The sequence below is a fragment of the Microtetraspora fusca genome (genome assembly GCF_001570365.1).
Lineage (GTDB): Bacteria > Actinomycetota > Actinomycetes > Streptosporangiales > Streptosporangiaceae > Microtetraspora > Microtetraspora fusca.
On record NZ_BBYK01000053.1, the window covers coordinates 139003 to 161732 of the forward strand.

Sequence of the window (22730 nt, forward strand, 5' to 3'; positions counted from 1 at the left end):
ACCCTATGAGGCGGCTACGCGATCGCCTTCTCGGCGGACGCGACGGCCTTCTCGGCGGTCGCGCCCGTCGCGGCGGCCAGGCGGTGCTTGCGCTTGGGCATGCCGAAGGTGGGGTGGGAGGTGGCCCACAGCGACGTCCTGAGGATGCCCGACTTGATCCGCGCGGGCTTCCGGCCGCCCATGTGCTTCGGCTTTGCCTGCCCTTCGTCGTCGACCATCTGCAAGATCGCGTCCCGCCGCCCGAGGCTGATGTGGTTGTACGTGTAGACCAGCTTGGTGTTCGCGATCTTGCGGCCGGTCAGGCGTCCCACGATCGCCTCGATGGCCTGCCGGCCGGTGTAGCCGGCCGAGGCGCAGGACATCGGCAGCGGCCGGCCGTTGTCGCCGATGGCGTAGGCGCTGTCGCCGATGGCGTAGACGTTCGGGTGCGAGACCGACCGCATGGTGCGATCGACGACGATCCGACCGTTCTCGGTGACCTCCAGCCCGCCGGCGGCGGCGATGGGGTCGACCGCGAACCCGGCCGTCCACACGGTTGAGTCGGACGTCAGGACGGTGCCGTCGGCGCACAGCACCCGCGTCGCTTCGACGGCTTCGACGCTGGTGTGCTCAAGGACGGTGATGCCCAGCCGGTCGCAGGCCTGGCGCAGGTGGCTGCGGGCTCCGGCGGAGAGCTGGGCGCCCAGCTCGCCGCGGGCGACCAGCGCCACCGACAGGCGGGGCCGCGATTCGGCGAGCTCGGTGGCGGTCTCGATGCCGGTCAACCCGTCGCCGACGACCACCACGTTCCCGGCTTCGCCCCGCCTGCTCAGGCTGTCCAGGCGCTCGCGCAGGCGCAGCGCCGAGGGCCGGGCGGCGATGTCGAAGGCGTGCTCGGCCACGCCGGGGACGCCGTGGTCGTCCCCGTGGCTGCCGAGCGCGTAGAGAAGCGTGTCGTAGCCGAGTTCGCCGCCGCCGTCGGCGTCGGCCACGGCGACGACCTGGAGCTCGGGGTCGACGGCGGTGACACGGGCCACGCGCAGCCGTATCCCCGTGCCCGCGAAGACGTCGGCAAGCCTGGGAGCCTTGATCTGCTGGCCGGCCGCGAGCTGGTGCAGCCGCATTCGCTGGACGAAGTCCGGCTCGGCGTTGACCACGGTGATCTCGGTGTCCGCCGGGGACAGCCGGCGGGCCAGGTTCCCGGCCACGTAGGCCCCGGCATAGCCGGCGCCGAGGACGACGATGCGGTGCTTCATGTGTTCCTCCGGTCGCTTCGCTTGCTCTTGCATGAGTTGAGCGGAACGGCGCCCCGATTGCTGACAGGAAATACATGTGGCGTGGGTCACAGACAGGCAGGAGCGCCGCCCAACGTGGCCCCACCCCCGCCACGGGCACGGTCACTCCTCAGCACGGACAGGGAGTCACGCGGGGTTGCCGGCCGCCACTCCGCCGCACAGCCCGGCGGCTTGGTCGTTGAGCAGGTTCAGCCACGTTGCGCCGCCGCGGCGCCCGAAGTACATCGGGTTCGGCCGCGCGTACACGCTCGGCACCGGCACCACGAACCGCATGCCGTCGACCGAGGCGACCAGACCGCCGCCCCACGCCTGCGCGAGCGGAATGGATGCCTGGTGTTCGATCAGCGTGGCGTTCGCCGCCCGATAGGGCGCCAGTCTGAGGTACGCCTGGTCGACGTGGGACAGGAGGCCGAACTTCAGCGCGTCGACACCGCCGATGACGGGGTGTAGCCGACGTTGCAGCCGTGTGCGACCAGCAAAGCGGCGATCGTGACGTGCAGGTCCTTCAGCCGGGCCCTCGCCGCCGGTGACCGAGGTGAACGACTGGTCGGCGCCGGTCCAGGAGAACAGCGTCACGGTTGGCTCGGCCGGCCGGCTCTCCGGTCGGTCGCACTTGTGGTGGCCGGGGGCGGTGCTGCCGGCCACGCCGCCATCGCGGCGTCGGCGATGCGCTGCAGTGTCTTACGGTCCACGCCGTCACAGGCTTGCTGATTCATCCCCTGGATGACCGCCGCGTAGAAGGCGGCCAGCCCGTCGGCGTCCGTGGCGGCGGGGAGGCGCCCGGCGTCGATGTCGACGCGGATGCAGGAGGCAATCGCGGCCTTGGCCTCCTCGCGCATGGCGCGCAGCTTGGCCTTGATGTCCTGCGAGCCGGGGCCGCAGTTGGTCGCAGCGCTGATGATGAGGCAGCCGGGCGGATGGCTCGGGTCGGTGTAGTCCGCGGCGAGGTGCTGCAACATCGCGGCGATGGCCGAGCGGCCATCCGATCCGTGCGGCGGCGCGGTGCCATAGGTGTGCGCGTAGAGCTCGACGGCCTCCTCGAACAGCTGCCGCTTGTCACCGAAAGCGGCGTACAGGCTCGGCGGCCTGATCCCCATCGCCTCGGTCAATGAGGCGATGGACGTCGTGTCGTACCCGTGTGTCCAGAACTCCCGCAGGGCGGCGGCCAAGGCCTGATCGCGGTCGAACGCGCGGCGGGTCGGCTTGTCCCCCCTCTTGGTGACCTTGGACGGGGTGTTCGCACTGCTCATGGCCACAGCCTACCGGCTGGCTGTAGCGATCGCTAAAGAAGCTCTGGTACGGTCGTTCCCGCATCTAGCTTTAGCGATCGCTACAGCTGTCGGGTGCGGCAAGCAGCCCCTTGAAAGGAACTCCTGATGACGACGCCGACCCCGGCCGCCTTCGCTCGTACCGTCCGAGGCGACGGCCCCGGCCTCCTGCTCGCCCACGGTGCGGGCGGCAGCATCGAAGCCAACTACGGGCCGATCATGGAAGGGCTCGCCGCGCGGCACACCGTCGTCGGGGTCGACTACCCCGGCTCCGGTGCCACCCCAGCGTCGCCGCGTCGCCTCGAAGCCGATGAGCTGGTGGATCAGCTCATCGCGGCGGCCGACGCCGAAGGGCTCGACACCTTCGCGGTCAGCGGGTACTCACTCGGCGGCCCGGTCGCGATCCGCCTCGCCGCGCGGTACCCGGAGCGCGTCAGCTCGCTCGTGCTGAGCGCGACGTTCGCGCACGCCGACACGCGCACCGAGCTGGCCGCCTCCATCTGGCAGCAGCTCTTCGCAACCGGTCAGCACACCGTGCTCGCCGCCTACCTGAATCTGATGGCGCTTGGCGAACCAGCCCTGAACGCCCTTACCCCCGCTCAGGTTCAGGCCGCCGCCGAGCAGCTCGCACCCGTTCTACCCGCCGGCACCCCCGAGCAGGTGGACCTGGTGCGCAGGATCGACGTCCGCGGCGACCTCGCGCACATCACGGCGCCGACCCTCGTAATCGTCACCACCGCAGACCCGCTCATCTCCCCGGCCCTGCAGCGTGAGCTGGCCGCAGCCATCCCCGCCGCCGAGATCGCTGAAGTCCCCACCGGGCATCTGCCGTTCGCCGAGCAGCCTCAGCAATGGCTGAAGGTCATCAGTGACTTCCTCGCCCGAACCGCCAGGCCCTCTGGCGCGGGCATCGGAGCATGACTCGCCGGCTGGCGTGCGAGTACCTGATCTCGGCGCGGGTGATCCGGCCCTCCACGAACGACGGAACAGGAATCAGGCCAAGAAGCGGGCCAGGTGTGTCCCGTAGATCAAGGTGAGGTCGACGGTGCCCTGGCAGATACGTTCCCGCTTGCGTCCGCCGACACAGTGCGAGATCGGTCGGATCGCTTGCTGAGGAGCGTCAACGCGGTGATCAAGGCGATAGCGGCGAAGACGCCGGCTGCTTCGAACGCGGCATGCTGTCCGGCGGTGAGCGCGAGCGGTGCCGGTCCACTGATCGCGGACGTGCGGGCGGCGGCGACGCTGGCGCAGATGGCAGTGCCGAGGGCGGTGCCGACGGCGAAAGAGGTGTCGGCGAAACCGGCGGCCAGGCCTGAGTCGTTTTCGGTGACGCCGGTCAGTGCGGCGATCTGTGCGCAGACCGTGACGGCGCCCATTCCCGCCCCGAAGAGGCACAGGGCGATCGGCAGGAGACTCATCGGGCCGCCGGCCGGCATGCGGGTGAGCAGCAGGCAGCCACAGCCGAGCAGGACGGTCCCGGCGGCAGCCACCCGCCTCAGTCCGAGTCTGGTCACGACCCGTTGGCTCAGCAGGGCGCCGGCCACCGCAGTGACGGTCATCATCGCGGTCACCAGCCCGAACTGCGCCGCCGGCCAGCCGAGCACCTGCTGTACGAAGGAGGTGAGGGTGATGAGCATGCCGTCGACGGCCATGCCGGCGATGAGTAGAAGGAGGTTGCCGCCGATCAGCATGCGCGAGCGCAGCGCCCGGAAGGGAACGAGCGGGGCCGCCGATCGCTTCTCGATCAGGATGAACAGCCAGACCAGCACGACCACGGCGACCAGTAGTCCGGCGGTCTTCCCGTTCGCCCACCCGGATGTCTGCATCCGGGTGATTACGTATACGAGCAGGGCGAGCGCCGAGGTGATGGTTAGTGCCCCAGCGATGTCGAAGGAGCGGGAGCCCGCCCGATCTCGGCTTTCGCATAGTATGGTGGGGGCGAGCGCCAGTACGAGGGCCCCGACCGGGACGTTGATCCAGAACACCCACTGCCATCCGAGGGTGTCTGTGATGATGCCGCCGAGCAGGAGACCGGCGGTGGCGCCGAGCCCGCCGAGACCGCCCCAGATACCGAGCGCCTTGTTCCGCTCGGCTCCTTCCGGGAAGGCGTTCATCACCATCGACAATGCTGCGGGAGCGATGATCGCGGCCGAGACGCCCTGCAGTACACGGGCGGCCACCAAGACCTGGATGGATGGGGCGAGCCCGCACGCCAGGGAGGCTACGACCCGCAGGAGCATCCCGGCGATGAACACCCGCCGGCGGCCCAGCAGGTCCGCGGCGCGGCCGCACGACAGCAGCAGCCCGCCGAAGGCCAGCGCGTAGGCCGTCACGGTCCATTGGATGGCGGGCCCGTGCAGGTGAAGGCCGTGTTCGATCGCGGGTAGAGCGGTGAGCAGGCTGGTGCCGTCGAGGATGGTCATGAAGAACGCCGCGCCCAACAGTGCCAGCATCCGCCAACGGCGGGTTTGTGAGGGGGCGGTCGTGGTCATTTGTGTTGCGCGTCGATGCGCAGCAGTTCGGTGGCCAGCGCGTCGAGCCAGTTGCCGGTGCCCTGCTCCCGCCAGCGCGGTTCTTCGTGGCCGTCGAGGAAGGTGCCCTGCTCGGTGAGCAGCAGCCGGGTGTCACCACCCTCAGGGGTGAACTCCACCGTCGTCAGCGACACCGTCGCAAGCTCCTGCCCCGCGGACAGCGTGGAGGTGTAGACGATCCGCTCGTTTGGGACGATGTCGCGATACCAGGACTCGAACGTCAGCATCGGGCCACCGTCGTGGCGGCCGCGGTTGACCTCCCGCCCACCGACCCGGAAGTCAAGCTCGTGTTCGGCGTCGGGGCCGGCGAACCAGCGTGCCTTGGCTTCGGGGTCGGCCCACGCGGCGAACACGGTGGCCGGCGAGGCCGCGTAGCGGCGTTCGAGGGCGAAGGTGGCATGAATGACGACGCGATCGGTCATGGTGTGCTCCTTTGGTCTGGGCTGTCGCGGTGTTCGGTCAGGTACTCGCCGAGTCGATCGAGGCGGTGTTCCCAGGCAGTGCGCTGGGCGGTGATCCAGTCCTCGGCCGTCCGCAGCACGCCCGGCTCGATATGGCAGGTGCGAACCCTGCCGGTCTTCTCGGACCGGACCAGTCCGCATGCCTCCAGCACTTGCAGGTGCTGCATCACCGCCGGTAGTGACATGGCCAGCGGTCGGGCCAGTTCACTGACCGAGGCGGGCCCGCGGATCAGCCGCTCAACGATGTCCCGGCGAGTCGTGTCTGCCAGCGCCTGGAACACCCGGTCCAACGACCCAGGTTGGTTAAGCATGTACTTAAGTATTCAAGTCTCGGAGACGGATAGTCAAGCAACTCATTAACCATTGCGGCCCCCGGAGGGGTGCCGTTTCCTCGCTTAAGGCTCGACCGGGAGCGCGCGTCCGGACCTCACTTCTCACAAACGGTCCATTCGGGGAAGCCCCGCCGGGACCTGCCGCCGGAGCGCCACGTGCGCGGGTAATGGCCAGGAAGGCCTGCGACCAGCCGGATCAGAACAGCGCGGAGCCGCGACCGCGGATCAGCGGGAGGTACACCTCGTCGACGATCTCGACGAGGACGTCGTCGGGCACGAAGGGGACCCCGCGCGTCACGTACTCGTTGCGCAGCAGCGCGATGGCGGTCGTGGCGACCCTGGCATTGAGGGCCTGGGATGAGGCCTCGCCACGGGCCACGGCGCGCTCCAGGAGTGTCAGCCACATGCCGCTGCCGCCGTCGTTGGCCTGCTCGTTGATCTGCGCCCGCAGTTCGGGCTCGTCGCCGACGCTCGCCAGCAGGCTGCGCAGGATCTCTCCGTACGGCGAGGACCACGTGCTGTTGGCGCGGCGCAGCAGCTCAAGCGCGTCGTCGCGGAGCCGACCCGTGTCGGGAAGCTGCACGTCCGCCTGGGCCAGGCCCCGGTAGGCGGCGACGGCGAGCGCGGCGCGGTTCGGCCAGCGACGGTAGATCGCGTTCTTGTTGGTGCCGGCGCGTGCGGCGACCTTGTCCATGGTCAGCGCGGTGTAGCCGGACTCGACCAGCACCTCGGCCGCGGCCCGAAGGATGGCCTGCTCCAGCTCGGCCCCGCGCCGCCTGCCCGCCTCGGGACGTGACGGCCGAGTCGGCTGATCGCTCATTTCCCACCCCACCAGGTCCGCGCCGTACCCGGCCTTTCTACCAGTGTCGGACAGCTCACCGGAAAGGCGTAGGGTACGGTACGCACCGTACCTAATCTCCGAAGGAGCCCCCCGCATGCGAGGCAGAGGCATCAGCTACGACACCGGCTTCATCAACGCCGGCGTCAGCACCCGCGAGCACTTCGACCCCGACCTCGTACGGCGGGAGATGCGCGTCATCCGCGAGGACCTGCACTGCACCGCGGTGCGCGTCACCGGCGGCGACCCGGACCGGCTGGAGATCGCCGCCCGGCACGCCGCCGATGCCGGGCTGGAGGTCTGGTACTCGCCGTTCACCTGCGGTCTGATCATCGACGAACTGCTGGCTCTCCTGGCGGACTGCGCCGAGCGCGCCGAGCGGCTGCGCCGAGGGGGAGCGGAGGTGGTCTTCCTCACCGGCTCCGAGCTGAGCCTGTTCAACGTGGGGTTCCTGCCCGGCGACTCCCTGGAGGAGCGGCTCGCCCTGATGACCGAGCCGGATCGGCTGCGCGAGGCGCTGCCCGCACTCCCCGCACGGATCAACGACTTCCTCGGCAAGGCCGTCGCGGCGGTACGCGAGCGGTTCGGTGGGCAGGTCGGCTACGCCTCGCTTCCCTTCGAGGGCGTCGACTGGGCCCCGTTCGACGTCATCGCCAGCGACGCCGGCGGCTACCGGACCCCCGAGATCGCCGCCGGGTTCCGGGACGCCGTCCGCGCCTTCGCCGCACAGGGCAAGCCCGCCGTGATCACGGAGTTCGGCTGCGCCACCTTCGCGGGCGCGGCGGACCTGGGCGGCCGCGGCGACTCGATCATCGAATGGGGCCCGGACGGCAGGCCGCTGCGGGTGCGGGGCCACCACACCCGCGACGAGCAGGAGCAGATCGCCTACCTGCGGGAACTCCTCGACATCTACGAAGCCGAGGGCGTCGACAGCGTCTTCTGGACGTCCTTCGCCCGCTACGACATGCCGCATCGGGAGGATCCCGAGAGGGATTTGGACCTGGGGAGCTACGGCGTGGTCAAGGTGCTCGACGGGCGCCTCGGCGAGACCTATCCCGACATGCCGTGGGAGCCCAAGGCCGCCTTCACCGCTCTCGCCGACCGCTACCGCGGCTGACCCCGGCACTCAGGGGCCCCGGATCCAGGGACGCCGGCCTGGCCTCGATCTTCACGGTTTGAGCGCCTTCCTGGTGTCCGCCGTGCCTGCGCCGCCGCTGGTAGCAGATGGTGGCGGTGGCCAGTGCGGCGCCCCAGATCGGCCAGAAGCACTCCGGCAGCCAGGCTCCCCACTCGGCCAGGGCGAACCGGCCGGCGACGGTCCAGCGGATGTACGTCAGCCCGGCCACGGTGATGATGATCGAGACGAATCCGGCGGGGACGACCGCGAGCAGCGGCGGCACCCTTCTTCCGCGCAATCCGGGGATCCAGCGCGGGAAGATCTCGCCCCACCGCTGGGTCAGGCCGAGGGTGAGAAGGCCGCCGAGCGCGCCGAAGGTGGCCAGGTAGGCGCCCGCCAGCCACAGACCGCCCTCGCCCTCGGCCAGAAACTCCGCGCTCACGCCGAGCGGGATGCCCAGCGCCCACGCCCACCGCGTGGCGCAGTACAGCAGGGGCACCGCGACCGCCACATACACCGCCATGCGTCCCCGCTCCGGAGTGAACCAGCGTCCGCGTTCCTCGCCGCGTTTATGAGCCAGCGCCGCGGCGGCCAGCAGCAGGCCGCCCAGCACGCACACGAGCTGGTTGAGCACCGGCCAGGGCCAGGCGTCGGCGAAGGTGGCGCCGCCGAGGCCCCAGCCGAAGACGGGGGCGACGAGCAGCAGCGGTGTGTAGGCGACGCCCATCATCAACCGCGAGTCGGGGATCACCAGGACCAGAAGCACGGCCATCGGCCAGGCCGCGAACAACGGCGCGCGGCGGCTGCTCCTACGGGTCAACGCCAGCGCCGTGACCGCGGTCACCAGGCAGCAGGCGGCGATCGCCCAGCCGAAACCGGGACTCGTCCCGGCCAGGATCGACAGGGCGCCGTCCGGGTCGGGATCGGCGACGCCCCAGGGGTATCCGGACGCGCCCAGCGCCCACCCGACCCCGAGCGCGCCATAGGCGAGCGCCCACAGCGCCGCCGCATACGCCTGCCAGCGAGAAGTGGAGATCGTCATGTGATCAGCCTCCCGACGCGGAGGGCTGACGGGCCAGATGCCGTTCGGCACCCTTCGCGTTGAGAACAGGTGCCGTTCGGCACTCCTCCGTACGGCACGGGATGCGCGTATCGTCCCCTGGTGACCGTGATGTGGGTTGTTGCCGTGGTATCGCTGCTGGTTACCGTCGTGGTGGCCATGACCGGGTTGTCCCGGCCCCGGTTCCGGCCGCACCTGTCCACGCCGGCTTTGCTCGCGGCGGGCCTGTCGATGTCCGTCACGCTGGCTCACGTGGCCGGCGTGGGTCGCGCCGCGCCGGGGACGGACGCGCTGGGCATGGTCGAGAGCGTGGCGCTGATGGTGCTGGTCGGCCTGGTCATCCGGTACGCGCCGTCCCGGCGGGCGGTGTTGTCCGCTCCGGTGGCGGGTCTGGCCGCGGCCGTCTGGTTGCTGCGCGTGTTCACGCCCGCCTCGCCGCTGGAAGGGGTGGGGGTGTGCGCGTTCTGGGGGCTGGGCGCGCTGGTGGCCGCCGCCGTCGGCGGCTACCTCCGCTTTCTCGACGTACGGCAGGAGCGCGTGGTGGCCGACACCCGCCTGGCCCTGCGGCTGCGGCTCGCCGGGGACCTGCACGATTATCTGGCGCACGACATCAGCGAGATGGTCGCGCACGCCCAGGCGGGCCAGGTGGCAGGTGATCCTCTGCGGGCGCTCGAACGCGTCGAGGCCGCGGGCCAGCGCGCCCTGTCCATGTTGGACCGGACCCTGGACATGCTGCACCACGACCGCCCTCTCGCTCCCGGCGGCGACCTGGGCGGCATCCGCGATGCGGCCGAACGGTTCTCCGCCGCCGGCCCGGCCCCCGTCCACCTGCGCATGGACCCGGCTCTGGTGGTCCCGCCGGAGACCGCGGCCCTGGCGTACCGGATCGTGATCGAAGGAATGACCAACATCCGGCGGCACGCAGCGCGGGCCGGACGCGTGGACCTGAGCGTCAGCGCCTCGTCCGGCGTCCTGGAGATCACGATGACGAACGACGGCGTGGGCCGCGCCCCGGGCACCCGGCGTGGCGGCACCGGCCTCCCCGCGCTGGCCTCGCTCGTCGAGGCGCAGGGCGGCGAGCTGGTCGCGGAAGCCGTATCCGACGGGTGGTCGCTGACCGCCCGCCTGCCGCTGGCACAATCGCCGGAGTGGTCACCCGCATCCTCATCGCCGACGACCAGGAAGGCATCCGCGGCGCCTTCCGCCTGATCCTCGACGCCCAGCCCGACATGACCGTGGTGGCCGAAGCCGCCGACGGGCGCACCGCGATCGACACCGCCAAAACGATCAAACCCGACGTGGTCCTCGCCGACATCCGCATGCCCGGGGCCGACGGCATCGAGGTGACCCGCGCCCTGGCCGACACCGGCATCCACGTCGTGGTCGTCACCACCTTCGGGCTGGACGAGTACGTCCACGCCGCGCTACGGCACGGCGCCGCCGGGTTCATCCTCAAACGCTCCGGCCCCACGCTGCTCATCGAGGCCATCCGGGCCGCGATGAACGGCGACGTGCTCATCAGCCCGCAGCTCACCGTCCGGCTGCTACGGGCGAGCGGCCGGCCACGCGAGACGTCCACCGTCGTCCTCACCGAGAGAGAGGACGAGATCGTGACCCTGGTCGCGCAGGGCAGGACCAACGGCGAGATCGCCGCTGAGCTCTTCCTGTCCCCGGGCACCGTGAAGAACCACATCGCCTCCATTCAGCGCAAGACCGGCGCCAGGAACCGCGTCGCGATCGCCGCGTGGGCCTGGGCGACCGGCCGGGCCGAACCCTGATCGCGCCGCCCCCCGGGGCGAGACGCCGGCGATGGTGAACCGTCCAACGCGGTCGGGCACCTCGTCGGGGAACTACGCGCGAGGGCTGTGACGGCGTATCCGGTCGGCGTCCTCGCCTCGGCCGAGATCGTCGAAAACCTTGGCAAGGAGATCCAGATCCTGTCGCTGCCGCGTGGTGAAGAACCCCGGCGACGGCCGAGTCCATGCCATGCAGAGCTCCGCTGCCTCCCGCGCGGCCGCCAACGCATGCGCGTGCTGCCCAAGAGCGTGCTGAGAGGTGGCGAGCACGGTCAGAGCGCGGGCGAGACCGGGCTGAAAGACGACCGGGAGGTCGTCCGCCAGGCGACGGTGTGTCCGCACGGCTTCTGCGGCGGCGTCGACGGCCTGCTTCACCTGGCCAAGCCGGGTCAGGCAGAGGGCGAGACCGGTCAGCGCGTCGGCGAGATCCGGCTCTTCTGTCACGCTCGCCTTCGCCGCCGCCCGGCGATCGGCGACGTATTCGTGGAACACCGCGACGGCCTCCTCGACGGCGGCGGGCGCGTCGGCGGGATTCAGCCATCGGCCCAGATCGCTGAGCGTCTCGCAGAGGTGCTTCAACGCGCCCGCTTGGGCGAACCGGTTGGTTCCGGCCACCTCGCGCAACGCCCGCACGGCTTCGTCGGCGGCCGTCAGAGCGTCATCTCCACGTCCGGCCTCCCATAGTCGTCGACTGAGCTCCACGAGTGCCGGAGCGAGATACACCTGGTTTTCCAGGCGCCGAAGCACCTCCACCGCGGAGACGGTGACGGTCAGCGCGTCGTCGCTCCTGCCCAGGTCGGCGGCCAATGTGCCCAAGCCGGTCAACGCCTGGGCGAGATCGAAGTCGGCCGGGACGGGCCGCGACATCCGGGCGTGGACCGCGAGGGCGCGCTCCGCAGCGGCCGCCGCGTCGCCACCGCGGCCGGCTTCCCCCAGGTGTCGGCCGTACTCGGTCAGCGCCCGGATCACGTGGGCGTCGGGAAAGGTGAGCCGGAGAGAGATCCGCACCGCCTCCGCCGCGGCCGCCACGGCCCGCTCCCGATGCCCCGACGCGGCATGCGCGCCGGCGAGGCGGAGTAGCGCTTTGGCCAGTCCGAGCCCGTCCGACTCCGCGCCACCGTGGTCGGCCACGATCTTCTCGGCGGTCGCCACCCATTCGCCGCGCACGGTGGACAGCCGTATCCCGTGGTCCCGCAGCCAGGCGCGGCTGTCCTTCGCGTGCGTGAGTGCCCGGCACGCCTGCCGGTCGTACGGGAGCCGGATCCGCTCGAACACCCTACGGATGTCGCCCAGCGACAGATTCCACAGCGACTCGTTGTCCGCCAGCGCCGCCAGGTACGCCCGCTGGGCGTCGTCCAGCTCGACCGGCGGCTCCGGAAAGGCCTTTAGCAGCAACAGGGTCCACTCGAACCCGTCCGTCAGCCGCGCGAACGCGAGCGCCGCCGGAAGGAGCTCGGTGAAGCCGGTCACCCGCTCCAGAGCGGCATCGAGCAGCGTGCCGCGCAACCGGCCGACGACCTGCGGCAATCCGTCGGGAAACCAGCGGTCGGCGGCCTCCGGGTCCTGCAACGCATCCATGATCATATCGACGGCGGCGGGGTCGTCGGCCAGCGCGGGCGCCAGGGCCGCGCACGCCCGTACCCCGGGGTGGGGGTCCTCGAGGAAGTCGCGTGGCGCGGCGCCGAGGTCGCCGAGCGCGAGAACCAGCGCAGCCCGCTCCGCCGCGTCGGCGGTTCGCGCGAGCCGGGTCAGCCGCACGACGAGCCGGAGCCGGGACGACGGCGCCGTGGCCGCCAGTTCGGCGGCGCGGACCAGCCGGGTCGCCGCGTACGCCGCGAACGCCCGCACCCGCGGATCCGCGTCGGCCAGGCAATCCTCGACGACGTCTGCCAGCCGGCTCGCCGCCTGCCGGCAATCGAGCAGGATCATGGCCCACATCGCATGCTCACGCTGCGGATCCTCGAGGATGTCGTCGTACACGTCCTCGTCGCTGGAGGCGGCGGCGATCCGCACGATCTCGCCTCTGATGTCCCGCCCTCCGGGGGCGGCATCGGCGGCCAGGTCGCCCGGGTACGGCGCGGCGGCGGCTTCGCCGACCTCGGCCAGCCAGCGCAGCAGATCGCGCCTCAGCCAGGCCGTATCGGGACCGGCGACCGACGGGTCACGAAGGATCCGCCCCACGGCCAACGCGGCGGACGCCGTGGCCGTCCACGGCGTGCCCTGGTGAATGACGGCGCTGTTGAGATGGTCCAGGGCCGCCCGCCTGGCGGACTCGTCTCCGTCCAGAAGCGCCGTCAAATGCCCGGGAGTGTCGGTGGCCTTGCCGTAGGCGTGCAGCAAAACCGCGAATGATCGGTCGTCTGTCGTCAGCACCCGGGAAGTGTTCCACAGCCCCGGCATGCCCTCAGTCCAGCTCGCACAGGAAGAAGCTGCCAGTAGGTGGATCAGGCCAGCGGTTCTCGCACGACGCCGGTGATGACCGTGGTCGCGACCTGTGAACCGCTCCGACCTCCGGCGGGGGTGCCCTTCCGGTCGGCGAACAGCAGGTGCCGGGCCCCGATCAGCGTAGGTGCGAGCGTGTCGACGTCGGCATCGGACGCGACCCGGCCCAGTTCCCGCTCGGCGGCGAGGTAGGAAGCGATCGACCGACGGGAGACGCTGCGCGACCTGCCTGACGTGCCGCCATACGCGGCGGCCACCGCTTCGCGAGGAGGCTGTCCGTCCGCAGCGGATGACCAAAAGGAAAAGGCAAGGAGATCAAACTCCCTGCCACTCTCAACTTATAGCGCACCGGGGGGCTTGCGGCAAGACCCGGGGCGTGCTTGAGGATCGTAGGCCGAGGCCAAAGCCTGCGGAAGAGGGGGGATGCGACGTGCGTGTGGTGTTGTCGACGTGGGGATCGCGCGGAGATGTCGAGCCGCTGGTGGGACTGGCGGTGGGGTTGCGGGAGCTCGGTGCGGAGGTGCGGGTGAGCGCGCCGCCGGACGAGGAGTTCGCGGCGCTGCTGACGCGTGTCGGCGTGCCGCTGGTGCCGCTCGGCCCGACGGTGCGTTCGGTGGTCGCCGGCCCGAAGCCACCGACGGCGGAAGACGCGTTCCGGCTCGCTCGTGAGCTGGTCGCCGCGCGGTTCGACACGCTCACCGCGGCGGCCGAGGGATGTGACGCGCTGCTGGCGACGGGCCTGATGCCGGCCGGCGCGCGGGACGTGGCCGAGAAACTCGGCATCCACTACGTGTTCGCGTGCTTCCATATCCTCGGACTGCCGTCACGGCACTTCCCTCCGGGGGCGCGACCGGGCAAGCCGTCCCCGCAGGAGGAGACCGACAACCGGGTGCTGTGGCAGCATGACGCCCAGAGAGTGAACGCGTTGTACGCCGAAGCGCTCAACAGCCACCGGGCGGCGATCGGCCTGCCACCGGTGGACAACGTCCGTGACCACGTCTTAACCGGCCGGCCGTGGCTGGCGGCGGACGCGACGCTGTGTCCGTCGCAGGGCATGACGGACCTCGACATTCTGCAGACCGGGGCGTGGATCCTGTCCGATGACCGTCCGCTCCCGGAGGGGCTGGAGGCGTTCCTGGACGCGGGCGCACCACCGGTGTACGTGGGCCTCGGCAGCATGGCGGCGTACGTCCCGAAGGACATCGCCCGGGTGGCCATTGAAGCGATCCGCGCGCAGGGCCGCCGCGTACTCCTCGGCCGCGGCTGGGCGGGCCTGGTCCCGATCGACGACGCCGAGGACTGCTTCGTCGTCGGTGAGGTCAACCAGCAGGCACTGTTCGGCCGGGTGGCCGCCGTGGTGCACCACGGCGGCGCGGGCACCACGACGACGGCCACCCGGGCCGGCGCGCCCCAGGTGGTGGTGCCCCAGATCGCGGACCAGCCGTACTGGGCCGCCCGGGTGGCCGAACTGGGCATCGGCGCGGCACACGACGGCCCGACGCCGAACTTCGACTCCCTGTCCGCCGCGCTCAGAACGGCCCTGACGCCCGAGACCCGAGCACGAGCCAGGACCGTGGCCGGCGCGATCCGCACCGACGGAGCGACGGTGGCCGCGAAACTGCTCCTCGACGCGGTCAGCTGAGAAAGGCCGCTGGCGTTCGCGTGAACCACACGGAATCCTCGAGCACCAGGGACCGGCGGGCGACCAGCAAGTACCTCAGCCCGCGGGCCGTCGAGCTGCGGCACGGGGGTGTACGGCTCGCGCCAAGACCGCCGCTGATCGCAGCCGCCTCCAGGCCTGATCAAGTCTTGTGGTACTCGCGCATGAGACGGGCCGCCCAGGCGCGGGTGCTCTGCTGCGGACGCATCCGAGTGGGGGAGCAGGGGCCTCAGGCGGGCCCGGCCGCGGAGCCGTGTCCGCCGGTGAACTCGAGGATCCGCCGCCAGGCGTCCGCGCACGCCTCGCCCCACTCGGCGTAGGCGCGGTCGAAGAAGGAGTGTGGGGCGCCGGGATAGGTGTGGGCCTCGTACGGCACCCCGGCCTCGGCGAGTTCGCCGGTGAACTCCTCGAACTCCCTGGCCGGGGTCACGGAGTCGTTGCCCGCGATGAGCAACAGTAGCGGGCGGCGCATCTCCGGGACCACTTCGCGGACCAGCGCCGGGCGGCCGTAGAAGCCGATCGCACCGGCCAGGTCCACCGGACCGGCGGACAGCCGCCATGACATGCTGCCGCCGAAGCAGAAGCCCACGGTGAAGGCGGGGCCGGTCGCCCCGCGCCCAGCCAGGTGTTCCAGGGCCACCGAGACGTCGGCGGCGACGTTGCGCGGGTCCACGTGCGGCAGGTGCGACCGGAACGGGAAGTCATCACCGCGTTCGTCGTTCTCGGTGGTGCGGCCGAACCAGTCGATCGCCGCGGTCGCGAACCCGGCCTCGGCGAACCGTACGGTGAGGTCGCGATAGTAGGGGTGCAGCCCGCGCACGTCGGGCAGCACGACCATCCGTCCGCGCGGCGGCCGGCCGGGCAGGGCGACGTGCGCGGCCAGGCGGCTGCCGTCCGACGAGGTCAGCGTGACGGGCTCGTGCTCCGCGACCGGGCCCGGGTCGGGCGGGGCGGGCGGGCGGCTGTCGGTGGAGTGGCACATAGTCCCACTCTGCGACGGTCGTCACCGAGCCACTCCACCGCCCCTCCGGTTACGACGGCGCTTCCCACGATGCGGCCACCGAAGCACGCCGTCGCGATCTGTGGTTCCGCCCTCCCACACCTCTGTGTTCGGCAGGATGATCACATGGCAGCGAAGAACGGAAAGCGGTGGAACCACAACATCCACTACCACCCCCGCATCCTGCGTGAGGTCCCCGATGGCGCGCAGCGCGCCCTCGATGTCGGCTGCGGCGAGGGCATGCTCGCCCGCGCACTCCGGCAGGCCGTGCCGCACGTCACCGGCATCGACCGCGACGCGCCCAGCATCGACCAGGCCCGCGAACATCGGGACGACGTCGGCTACGTCCTCGGCGATTTCCTCACCCACCCCTTCGAGCCCGCCTCGTTCGACGTCGTCGCGTCGGTGGCCACCCTGCACCACATGGACGCCACCGCCGGGTTGACCCGCATGCGGGACCTGCTGCGCCCCGGCGGCGTCCTGGCCATCGTCGGCCTGGCTCAGAGCACGTTGCCCAACGACCTGCCGCGCGACCTGGCCGGCATCGTCGTCGGCACCTTCCACCGCGCCATGAAGGGCCACTGGGAACACCCGTCTCCCATGGTGTGGCCGCCGCCGGTGACGTACGCGCAGATGCGAGCGCTGGCCGCGGAGATGCTGCCCGGCTCCCGCTATCGCCATCACCTTCTGTTCCGTTACAGCATCACCTGGCGCAAACCACAGGGCTGAGCAGGATCAGCCGGCCGACGGGGGAGACGGCGGAGCAGCGGCGGCCGCCGGCTAGTAGACAGAACGGTTGGTCTACTGTCAGCCGCGTGCCAGAATCGACCTGTGACAACGAGACCCGGCCCCCGCGAACGGCTGCTCGACGCCGCCCGAGAGCTCACCTACAGCCAGGGTGTCCACGTGGGCGTCGACGCGATCCTCAAGCAGGCCGACGTCGCCCGCCGCTCGCTCTATCAACACTTCGGCAGCAAGGACGGCCTGGTCGCCGAGGTGCTCCGCAGTGACGGCGCCCTGGACGGCTACCGCCGGGTCATGGACGATGCCGGAGACGATCCGCGCGATCGCGTGCTGGCTGTGTTCGACGAACTCGACGTGATCACCACACGGCCGTCCTTCCATGGATGTCGCTACACGGCGGCCGAGCTCGCTCTCACCGACTCCGGGCATCCGGCGCACGCCGAGGTGCGTGCCTTCAAAGAGGGGCTGCACCGGCTGCTCACGGCGGAGCTGGCCCGCCACGGGCACCGCGACCCCGAGGGCGGTGCCGACCAGCTTCTCGTGCTCATCGACGGCGTGCTCGCCCACGCCGTCACCCGGCCCGGCGCCCGGCCGGCCCTGGCCGCGCGAGCGCTGGCGGAGGTCGTCCTCGCGTCGCAATCCTGACCGACATGTCGTGACATAGGCCGACGTCTGCGGGACGTACGGCGGAACTGTCGGTGGCGATCAGTATGGTCCCCGCCATGTCTGATGCAGTGCCGACGTATTCACACGTTCGCTCTTCCCTGCCCGACTCGGCGTCGGGCCTCCCGGGTCCGTCCACCTCGTACGGCACGGTGCTCGCATGAACCCGTGGCAGGAGGTCGTCGAGTGCATCGAAGGGCGTTACGACGACGACCTGATGGACGTCCTCGCGTCCCTCAGCGAGCTGGGGCGGCAGGTGGTGGCCGCGCAGCTTCCCCGATATCTGGCCGACCGCCTCGCCCAGGGATGGGAGTCACGCTGGAGCGTCGAGGCCCAGGCCACGGGGTTCCGCCTCGCGGGCGCGGCCTGCTTCACGCGCCCGGCTCAGGTGGCGACCTGGCTCAGCCGGCGTGAGCTGCGCCAGGTGCCCGACCCGCGCCTGGACGCCGAGCGCATCCGGTCGCTGGTGAGGGACCGGCCGCAGGAGTGGCGCACGGATCTCGCGCTCCGGCTGGTACGGCGGCTGCGGCGGCCGGCGGACAGGTGGGGGCGTCCCGGCGTTCCGCCGGGGTGGGAGCTGGCCGCCGGGCTCCTGGTGGAGACGGGCAGCGAGCCGCCGGAAGCGGACATGTTCGTCGAGGGCTGGGTCCGCCAGGCGAGCGCGACGCGACGTCAGAACGGCGGGCGCGCCGCCATCGGGGACGATCCGCTGCTCGACGTGATGGTCCCGCGGCTGTTCCGTGCGGCGGGTGTCGCCGCCGCGCTGAACAGGGACCGCGAGTGGGCCCCGGAGACGTCGCTCGTCTCGGAGCTCGCCGCGCTCGGCGACTCCGGCCGGCTGAAGCGCCAGGATCTGATCGACGGTTGCGCCGCGCGCTTCCTCGCCGGGGGCGACGCGGAGGAGCTCCGCCCGTTCGTGACGTTGTGGACGGAGCTGCGGCCCTCGTCGGCGGAGGTCCCGCTGCTCGACTTCGTCCGGCTGCTGCCGTCGGCCGCGTCGCCGTTCGTGCAGATGGCGCTCGACGCGCTGCGCCGGGCCGACGACGAGGGCCTGCTCGGCGACGAGTTGTTCGCCGAGGCGGTCCACGCCCTCGCCTTCCGGCCGGAGAAGAAGTTCGTCACGGCCGCCCTGCGGTGGATCGCGCGTTCGGCGGCCGGCGACAGGGCTGCCGGGCGGGCCGGCGGCGCGCTGGCTGCGCTGGCGATGGTCTTCGGCCACGAAGACGCCACCCTCCAGGGCCGTGCGGTACGGCTCGCGGTCGCGCTCGCCCCGCATGCGGACCCGTTGGCGGCGGAGGAGGTCCGGGCGGCGGCGGGCGGGCTCGCGCCCGAGCTCCGGGAACGCATCGCGGCCGCCTTCGGCGAGGTGACGGCCGAGGAGCCGGAAGATCCGCCCACAGCCGCGGCTCTGATCGTGGCGCCACTGCCCGGTCTCCTGCCGCCCATCACCTCGGCGAAGGAACTGGCCGTCGAACTGGACCGCCCCCTCTGGCCTGAGAAGCCCGCCGCGTTCGAGCGCATCCTGGCGGCGCTGGTCGAACTCACCCACCGTGACCGCGCGGCCGTGGTCGCCGCGCTCACCCCATGGCGGCGGCGTGCCTGGACCGAGCCGTTCGACCCCCATATCTACGTGTACGGCATCAGCGGATTCGACCAGGCCGCCCGCTCCCTGCTGTCCCGCGCCGCGCTGGCGGTGGTTTCTCCGGAGGAGAGCAAGGCGCTCACCGGCCTGCTGGCCGACTACCAGCGTGAGCACCCGCCGTACGACCGGAGCATCCAGGTGCTCGTCCAGCGCCGGCTGCGTGAGGTGCTCTCCATGCTGGAAGCCGGACGCTCGATGCCGCTGCTGCTCGCCACGCCGACCGCCGCGACCGGACACGTCGACCCCGACATCTTGATCGACCGGATGGAACGCCTCGAGGGCGCCGAACCTCTGCCCGCCGACTTCCATCAGGCGCTGCTCCGGCTGCCCAGGACCGTTGACCCGGCGACGGTTGTACGGGCGGAACGACTGACCTCGCAGGCGGGGCGGCGGCTGGCGGCACTGCTACGCGATGGCGGGCTGCCTGACCCCACGGTGACGAGCGGCGTCGAGGGCCGCCGGTACAGCAGCGGCATGTACGGCGGCGAGATGGTCATCCAGAGGATGCGTCCGCGGGTGACGCCGCCCCCGGGCGTTCCCGAGGAGATCCGGAAGCTGTGGACCGTGGAGACCGACCAGGTGTCGGGGGCCTATGCGCATGAGACGGTGTGGTGGCCGATTATCATGCCGTCCCACCGCGACGTCGTAGCCGCGTACCTCCTGGAGTCCGGTCCATGGCCGGCCCACGGCGACGACCACCAGATGCAGGCGCTCCGGATGCTCGTCCACGGGGACGGTCCGGTCGGCGCGGCGGTGGCCGGGGCGATCGTCTGCGTCATGGCCCACGCGCGGCCGGCACGGCGCGCGGCGGCGACCGACGCCCTGGTCACGCTGGCTGCGCGGGACGAAGTGCCCGCGGCGGAGATCGGGCGCTTGCTGGTCGAGATGGCCGTCGCGGACCGGCTGAAGCTCAACCGAGCGGTGACCGTCCTGGACGACGCCGTGCGGGCGGGAGCGCACGCTTCGGTGTGGTCGATCCTCGCGGAGGCGCTGCCCGCGCTGCTGCCCGCGGCGGGGGAGAGGCCCAGGGCGGGGCTCGGGGACCTCCTCGCGGTCGGTGCCAGGGCGGCCGCCCTGGCGGGAGCGCGCGCCGACGTCCCTGAGCTCGCCGCGATCGCGACTCGGCGCGGGGGTAGCCGGGTGGTCGAGGAGGCCCGGCGCCTCCACCTGCGCTTGTCTGCGTGACTGGAGCGCCCCTGTAAGGGGCGCTCCGGGCTCAGAGAGCTACATCACGGCGAGGCGCGTGCCTCGGCGGCCGAACCGCCGAAAGCCGTGACGTGCGCCGATTTCGGCAAGCGGCCCGAGGCCATCGCCTTTCTCTCCGCCGACCGACGCCGCCTCCGTGGAAGGTGCGGAAGACGGGGAAGTCGAGGACAGGCGTCCGCTCAACGCGCTGCCCCTCGGCTTCCCCGTTGCCGACTTGCCAGGTCCGGACTCATTCCTGGTCGATGCCGACGTAGGCCGCGAGGTGCTCGCCGGTGAGGGTGGAGCGGGCGGCGACGAGGTCGGCGGGTGTGCCCTCGAAGACGATCCGGCCGCCGTCGTGGCCGGCGCCGGGACCGAGGTCGATGATCCAGTCGGCGTGCGCCATGACCGCCTGGTGGTGCTCGATGACGATGACCGACTTGCCGGAGTCGACGAGCCGGTCGAGCAGCCCGAGCAGCTGTTCGACGTCGGCGAGGTGGAGGCCGGTGGTCGGCTCGTCAAGGATGTACACGCCGCCCTTCTCCGACAAGTGGGTGGCCAGCTTGAGCCGCTGCCGCTCGCCGCCGGACAGCGTGGTGAGCGGCTGGCCGAGGCTGAGGTAGCCGAGCCCGACGTCGGCGAGCCGGTTGAGGATGGCGTGCGCGGCCGGCGTGCGCGCCTCGCCGGCGCGGAAGAACTCCTCGGCCTCGGTCACCGACATCGCGAGCACCTCGCTGATGTCGCGGCCGCCGAGGTGGTAGTCCAGCACCGATGCCTGGAACCGCTTCCCCTCGCACTCCTCACAGGTGGTGGCGACACCGGCCATCATCGCCAGGTCGGTGTAGATGACGCCGGCGCCGTTGCAGGTGGGGCAGGCTCCCTCGGAGTTGGCGCTGAACAGCGCCGGCTTCACGCCGTTGGCCTTCGCGAACGCCTTCCGGATCGGGTCGAGCAGTCCGGTGTAGGTCGCGGGGTTGCTCCGTCGCGAGCCGCGGATGGCCCCCTGGTCGATCGACACCACACCCGCGTCGGCCGGGATCGACCCGTGCATGAGCGAGCTCTTGCCGGAGCCGGCGACGCCCGTGACGACGACGAGCACCCCGAGCGGGATGTCGACGTCGACGTCGCGCAGGTTGTTCGCCGTCGCGCCGCGGATCTCCAGGGTGCCGGTGGGCGTCCGTACCGTCTCCTTGAGGGCGGCCCGGTCGTCGAGGTGGCGCCCCGTGATGGTGCCGCTGGCCCGCAGCCCCTCGACGGTGCCCTCGAAACAGACGGTGCCGCCCGCCGTACCGGCGCCGGGGCCGAGGTCGACGACGTGGTCGGCGATCGCGATCGTCTCCGGCTTGTGCTCCACGACGAGCACGGTGTTGCCCTTGTCGCGCAGCCGCAGCAGCAGGTCGTTCATCCGCTGGATGTCATGGGGGTGCAGGCCCGTGGTGGGCTCGTCGAAGACGTAGGTGACGTCGGTGAGCGAGGAGCCGAGGTGGCGGATCATCTTGACGCGCTGCGCCTCACCGCCCGACAGCGTGCCCGACGGCCGGGCGAGTGAGAGGTAGCCCAGCCCGATCTCCACGAACGAGTCGAGGACCTGCTGCAGCGTGGCGAGCAACGGCGCCACCGACGGCTCGTCCAGGCCGCGGACCCATTTGGCCAGGTCGCTGATCTGCATCGCGCACGCGTCGGCGATGTTGATCCCGTTGATCTTGGATGACCGGGCCGCCTCGCTGAGCCGGGTGCCGCCGCAGTCGGGGCAGGTGGTGAAGGTGACCGCCCGCTCCACGAACGCCCGGATATGCGACTGCAGCGAGTCGACGTCCTTGGACAGCATCGACTTCTGGATCTTCGGGATCAGACCCTCGTAGGTCAGGTTGATGCCGTCGACCTTGATCTTGGTCGGCTCCTTGTAGAGCAGGTCGTTCAGCTCTTTCTTGGTGAACTTGCGGATCGGCTTGTCCGGGTCGAAGAAGCCGCAGCCGCTGAAGATGCGGCCGTACCAGCCGTCCATGCTGTAGCCGGGGATCGTGAGTGCACCCTCGTTGAGCGACTTGCTGTCGTCGTAGAGCTGGGTCAGGTCGATGTCGTTGACCGAGCCCCGGCCCTCACAACGCGGACACATGCCGCCGGTGACGCTGAAGCTGCGACGCTCCTTCACGTTCCGGCCGGCGCGCTCCGTGGTGACCGCACCCGCTCCGCTGATCGAGGCGACGTTGAAGGAGAACGCCTGGGCCGAGCCGATGTGCGGCTTCCCGAGTCGGCTGAAGAGGATGCGCAGCATCGCGTTGGCGTCGGTGGCGGTGCCGACCGTGGAGCGGGGATCGGCCCCCATCCGCTGCTGGTCGACGATGATCGCGGTCGTCAGCCCTTCAAGCACGTCGACGTCGGGCCGTGACAGCGTCGGCATGAAGCCCTGCACGAACGCGCTGTAGGTCTCGTTGATCATCCGCTGCGACTCCGCGGCGATCGTGCTGAACACCAGCGAGCTCTTGCCCGAGCCGGAGACGCCGGTGAACACCGTCAGCCGCCGCTTGGGGATCTCGACGTGGACGTCCTTGAGGTTGTTCTCACGCGCACCGTGCACGCGGATCAGATCGTGGCTGTCGGCAACGTGCGGCGCAGACGACTGCGTGTCCGTCCTCGTGCTCATGCTCATCGTGACTCCATCTATTAGGCGGGGCCGCCTTCGCGGTCTCCGTCGGCGTCGCCTGCTCGATCTAACC

At 71.1% G+C, this 22730-nt stretch carries 20 protein-coding genes; 8 read left to right on the forward strand and 12 right to left on the reverse strand.

Features of this window, described 5'->3' with window-relative positions; translation table 11 throughout:
* Nucleotides 1-14: 14 nt before the first annotated feature.
* The 3 genes from AWQ68_RS23210 to AWQ68_RS23220 all read right to left on the reverse strand — a co-directional run bounded on the left by AWQ68_RS23210 (nt 15) and on the right by AWQ68_RS23220 (nt 2524).
* Complete coding sequence (locus AWQ68_RS23210) at nt 15-1235, reverse strand: NAD(P)/FAD-dependent oxidoreductase (RefSeq protein WP_066943556.1); 1221 nt, start codon at nt 1233-1235, stop codon at nt 15-17.
* A 165-nt stretch (nt 1236-1400) separates the two neighbouring features.
* Nucleotides 1401-1850: a Tn3 family transposase gene (locus tag AWQ68_RS23215; RefSeq protein ID WP_066943558.1), complete on the reverse strand. Its 450-nt coding sequence runs from the start codon at nt 1848-1850 to the stop codon at nt 1401-1403.
* Nucleotides 1847-2524, reverse strand: coding sequence for a TetR/AcrR family transcriptional regulator (locus tag AWQ68_RS23220; protein ID WP_066943560.1), 678 nt, complete (start codon nt 2522-2524; stop codon nt 1847-1849). The genes AWQ68_RS23215 and AWQ68_RS23220 overlap by 4 nt, the downstream gene beginning before the upstream one ends.
* A 126-nt stretch (nt 2525-2650) precedes the next feature.
* Here AWQ68_RS23220 and AWQ68_RS23225 point away from each other — a divergent pair, with 126 nt between their 5' ends.
* Nucleotides 2651-3463, forward strand: coding sequence for an alpha/beta fold hydrolase (locus AWQ68_RS23225; protein WP_066943562.1), 813 nt, complete (start codon nt 2651-2653; stop codon nt 3461-3463).
* A 107-nt stretch (nt 3464-3570) separates the two neighbouring features.
* Here AWQ68_RS23225 and AWQ68_RS23230 read toward each other — a convergent pair whose 3' ends face one another.
* From AWQ68_RS23230 to AWQ68_RS23245, 4 genes are all read right to left on the reverse strand, one after another.
* Nucleotides 3571-4995, reverse strand: a complete 1425-nt coding sequence (locus tag AWQ68_RS23230) for an MFS transporter (RefSeq protein WP_169808975.1) — start codon at nt 4993-4995, stop codon at nt 3571-3573.
* 35 nt (nt 4996-5030) lie between these two features.
* A complete protein-coding gene (locus AWQ68_RS23235; protein WP_066943566.1) occupies nt 5031-5495 on the reverse strand; it encodes an SRPBCC family protein in 465 nt (154 codons plus the stop codon).
* Nucleotides 5492-5815, reverse strand: a complete 324-nt coding sequence (locus AWQ68_RS23240; protein ID WP_245656056.1) for an ArsR/SmtB family transcription factor — start codon at nt 5813-5815, stop codon at nt 5492-5494. The genes AWQ68_RS23235 and AWQ68_RS23240 overlap by 4 nt, the downstream gene beginning before the upstream one ends.
* Before the next feature lie 247 nt (nt 5816-6062).
* Nucleotides 6063-6686 (reverse strand): TetR/AcrR family transcriptional regulator, encoded by a 624-nt coding sequence (locus AWQ68_RS23245; RefSeq protein WP_066943568.1) that lies wholly within the window; start codon nt 6684-6686, stop codon nt 6063-6065.
* Between the two features lie 115 nt (nt 6687-6801).
* On the opposite strand from AWQ68_RS23245, the gene AWQ68_RS23250 reads away from it, so the two are divergent.
* A complete protein-coding gene (locus tag AWQ68_RS23250; protein ID WP_066943570.1) occupies nt 6802-7821 on the forward strand; it encodes a glycoside hydrolase family 113 protein in 1020 nt (339 codons plus the stop codon).
* On the opposite strand, the gene AWQ68_RS23255 is transcribed toward AWQ68_RS23250, so the two are convergent.
* The gene (locus AWQ68_RS23255) at nt 7790-8863 is read right to left on the reverse strand and encodes a hypothetical protein (protein ID WP_066943572.1); all 1074 of its coding nucleotides are present in this window, start codon (nt 8861-8863) and stop codon (nt 7790-7792) included. The genes AWQ68_RS23250 and AWQ68_RS23255 overlap by 32 nt on opposite strands.
* A gap of 120 nt (nt 8864-8983) precedes the next feature.
* On the opposite strand from AWQ68_RS23255, the gene AWQ68_RS23260 reads away from it, so the two are divergent.
* Entirely contained in the window at nt 8984-10090 is a 1107-nt protein-coding gene (locus AWQ68_RS23260) for a sensor histidine kinase (RefSeq protein ID WP_157545609.1), read from the forward strand.
* Nucleotides 10030-10659 carry a response regulator gene (locus tag AWQ68_RS23265; RefSeq protein WP_066943576.1) on the forward strand — a complete coding sequence of 210 codons (630 nt, stop codon included), beginning with the start codon at nt 10030-10032 and terminating at the stop codon, nt 10657-10659. The genes AWQ68_RS23260 and AWQ68_RS23265 overlap by 61 nt, the downstream gene beginning before the upstream one ends.
* 72 nt (nt 10660-10731) lie before the next feature.
* On the opposite strand, the gene AWQ68_RS23270 is transcribed toward AWQ68_RS23265, so the two are convergent.
* Nucleotides 10732-13050, reverse strand: a complete 2319-nt coding sequence (locus AWQ68_RS23270) for a tetratricopeptide repeat protein (RefSeq protein WP_157545611.1) — start codon at nt 13048-13050, stop codon at nt 10732-10734.
* 71 nt (nt 13051-13121) lie between these two features.
* Nucleotides 13122-13376: a hypothetical protein gene (locus AWQ68_RS23275; protein ID WP_066943580.1), complete on the reverse strand. Its 255-nt coding sequence runs from the start codon at nt 13374-13376 to the stop codon at nt 13122-13124.
* 173 nt (nt 13377-13549) lie between these two features.
* Here AWQ68_RS23275 and AWQ68_RS23280 point away from each other — a divergent pair, with 173 nt between their 5' ends.
* Entirely contained in the window at nt 13550-14761 is a 1212-nt protein-coding gene (locus tag AWQ68_RS23280) for a glycosyltransferase (RefSeq protein WP_066943582.1), read from the forward strand.
* Nucleotides 14762-15008: 247 nt separating this feature from the next.
* On the opposite strand, the gene AWQ68_RS23285 is transcribed toward AWQ68_RS23280, so the two are convergent.
* Entirely contained in the window at nt 15009-15761 is a 753-nt protein-coding gene (locus tag AWQ68_RS23285; RefSeq protein WP_066943584.1) for a dienelactone hydrolase family protein, read from the reverse strand.
* 144 nt (nt 15762-15905) lie between these two features.
* On the opposite strand from AWQ68_RS23285, the gene AWQ68_RS23290 reads away from it, so the two are divergent.
* The 3 genes from AWQ68_RS23290 to AWQ68_RS23300 all read left to right on the forward strand — a co-directional run bounded on the left by AWQ68_RS23290 (nt 15906) and on the right by AWQ68_RS23300 (nt 20013).
* A complete protein-coding gene (locus AWQ68_RS23290; protein ID WP_066943586.1) occupies nt 15906-16508 on the forward strand; it encodes a class I SAM-dependent methyltransferase in 603 nt (200 codons plus the stop codon).
* A 102-nt stretch (nt 16509-16610) separates the two neighbouring features.
* Nucleotides 16611-17168 (forward strand): TetR/AcrR family transcriptional regulator, encoded by a 558-nt coding sequence (locus tag AWQ68_RS23295; RefSeq protein WP_066943588.1) that lies wholly within the window; start codon nt 16611-16613, stop codon nt 17166-17168.
* Between the two features lie 178 nt (nt 17169-17346).
* Nucleotides 17347-20013, forward strand: a complete 2667-nt coding sequence (locus AWQ68_RS23300; RefSeq protein ID WP_066943590.1) for a DUF7824 domain-containing protein — start codon at nt 17347-17349, stop codon at nt 20011-20013.
* Between the two features lie 250 nt (nt 20014-20263).
* On the opposite strand, the gene AWQ68_RS23305 is transcribed toward AWQ68_RS23300, so the two are convergent.
* The gene (locus AWQ68_RS23305; RefSeq protein ID WP_066943592.1) at nt 20264-22663 is read right to left on the reverse strand and encodes an ATP-binding cassette domain-containing protein; all 2400 of its coding nucleotides are present in this window, start codon (nt 22661-22663) and stop codon (nt 20264-20266) included.
* Nucleotides 22664-22730: the final 67 nt, after the last annotated feature.

Excerpts from the sequence above, each read along its gene's own strand:
- AWQ68_RS23255 (WP_066943572.1), bottom strand. The coding sequence starts at position 8,863 with ATGACGATCTCCACTTCTCGCTGGCAGGCGTATGCGGCGGCGCTGTGG.
- AWQ68_RS23300 (WP_066943590.1), top strand. The coding sequence starts at position 17,347 with ATGAACCCGTGGCAGGAGGTCGTCGAGTGCATCGAAGGGCGTTACGAC.
- AWQ68_RS23220 (WP_066943560.1), bottom strand. The coding sequence starts at position 2,524 with ATGAGCAGTGCGAACACCCCGTCCAAGGTCACCAAGAGGGGGGACAAG.
- AWQ68_RS23305 (WP_066943592.1), bottom strand. The coding sequence starts at position 22,663 with ATGAGCATGAGCACGAGGACGGACACGCAGTCGTCTGCGCCGCACGTT.
- AWQ68_RS23210 (WP_066943556.1), bottom strand. The coding sequence starts at position 1,235 with ATGAAGCACCGCATCGTCGTCCTCGGCGCCGGCTATGCCGGGGCCTAC.
- AWQ68_RS23250 (WP_066943570.1), top strand. The coding sequence starts at position 6,802 with ATGCGAGGCAGAGGCATCAGCTACGACACCGGCTTCATCAACGCCGGC.
- AWQ68_RS23225 (WP_066943562.1), top strand. The coding sequence starts at position 2,651 with ATGACGACGCCGACCCCGGCCGCCTTCGCTCGTACCGTCCGAGGCGAC.
- AWQ68_RS23235 (WP_066943566.1), bottom strand. The coding sequence starts at position 5,495 with ATGACCGATCGCGTCGTCATTCATGCCACCTTCGCCCTCGAACGCCGC.
- AWQ68_RS23245 (WP_066943568.1), bottom strand. The coding sequence starts at position 6,686 with ATGAGCGATCAGCCGACTCGGCCGTCACGTCCCGAGGCGGGCAGGCGG.
- AWQ68_RS23285 (WP_066943584.1), bottom strand. The coding sequence starts at position 15,761 with ATGTGCCACTCCACCGACAGCCGCCCGCCCGCCCCGCCCGACCCGGGC.
- AWQ68_RS23230 (WP_169808975.1), bottom strand. The coding sequence starts at position 4,995 with ATGCTGGCACTGTTGGGCGCGGCGTTCTTCATGACCATCCTCGACGGC.
- AWQ68_RS23290 (WP_066943586.1), top strand. The coding sequence starts at position 15,906 with ATGGCAGCGAAGAACGGAAAGCGGTGGAACCACAACATCCACTACCAC.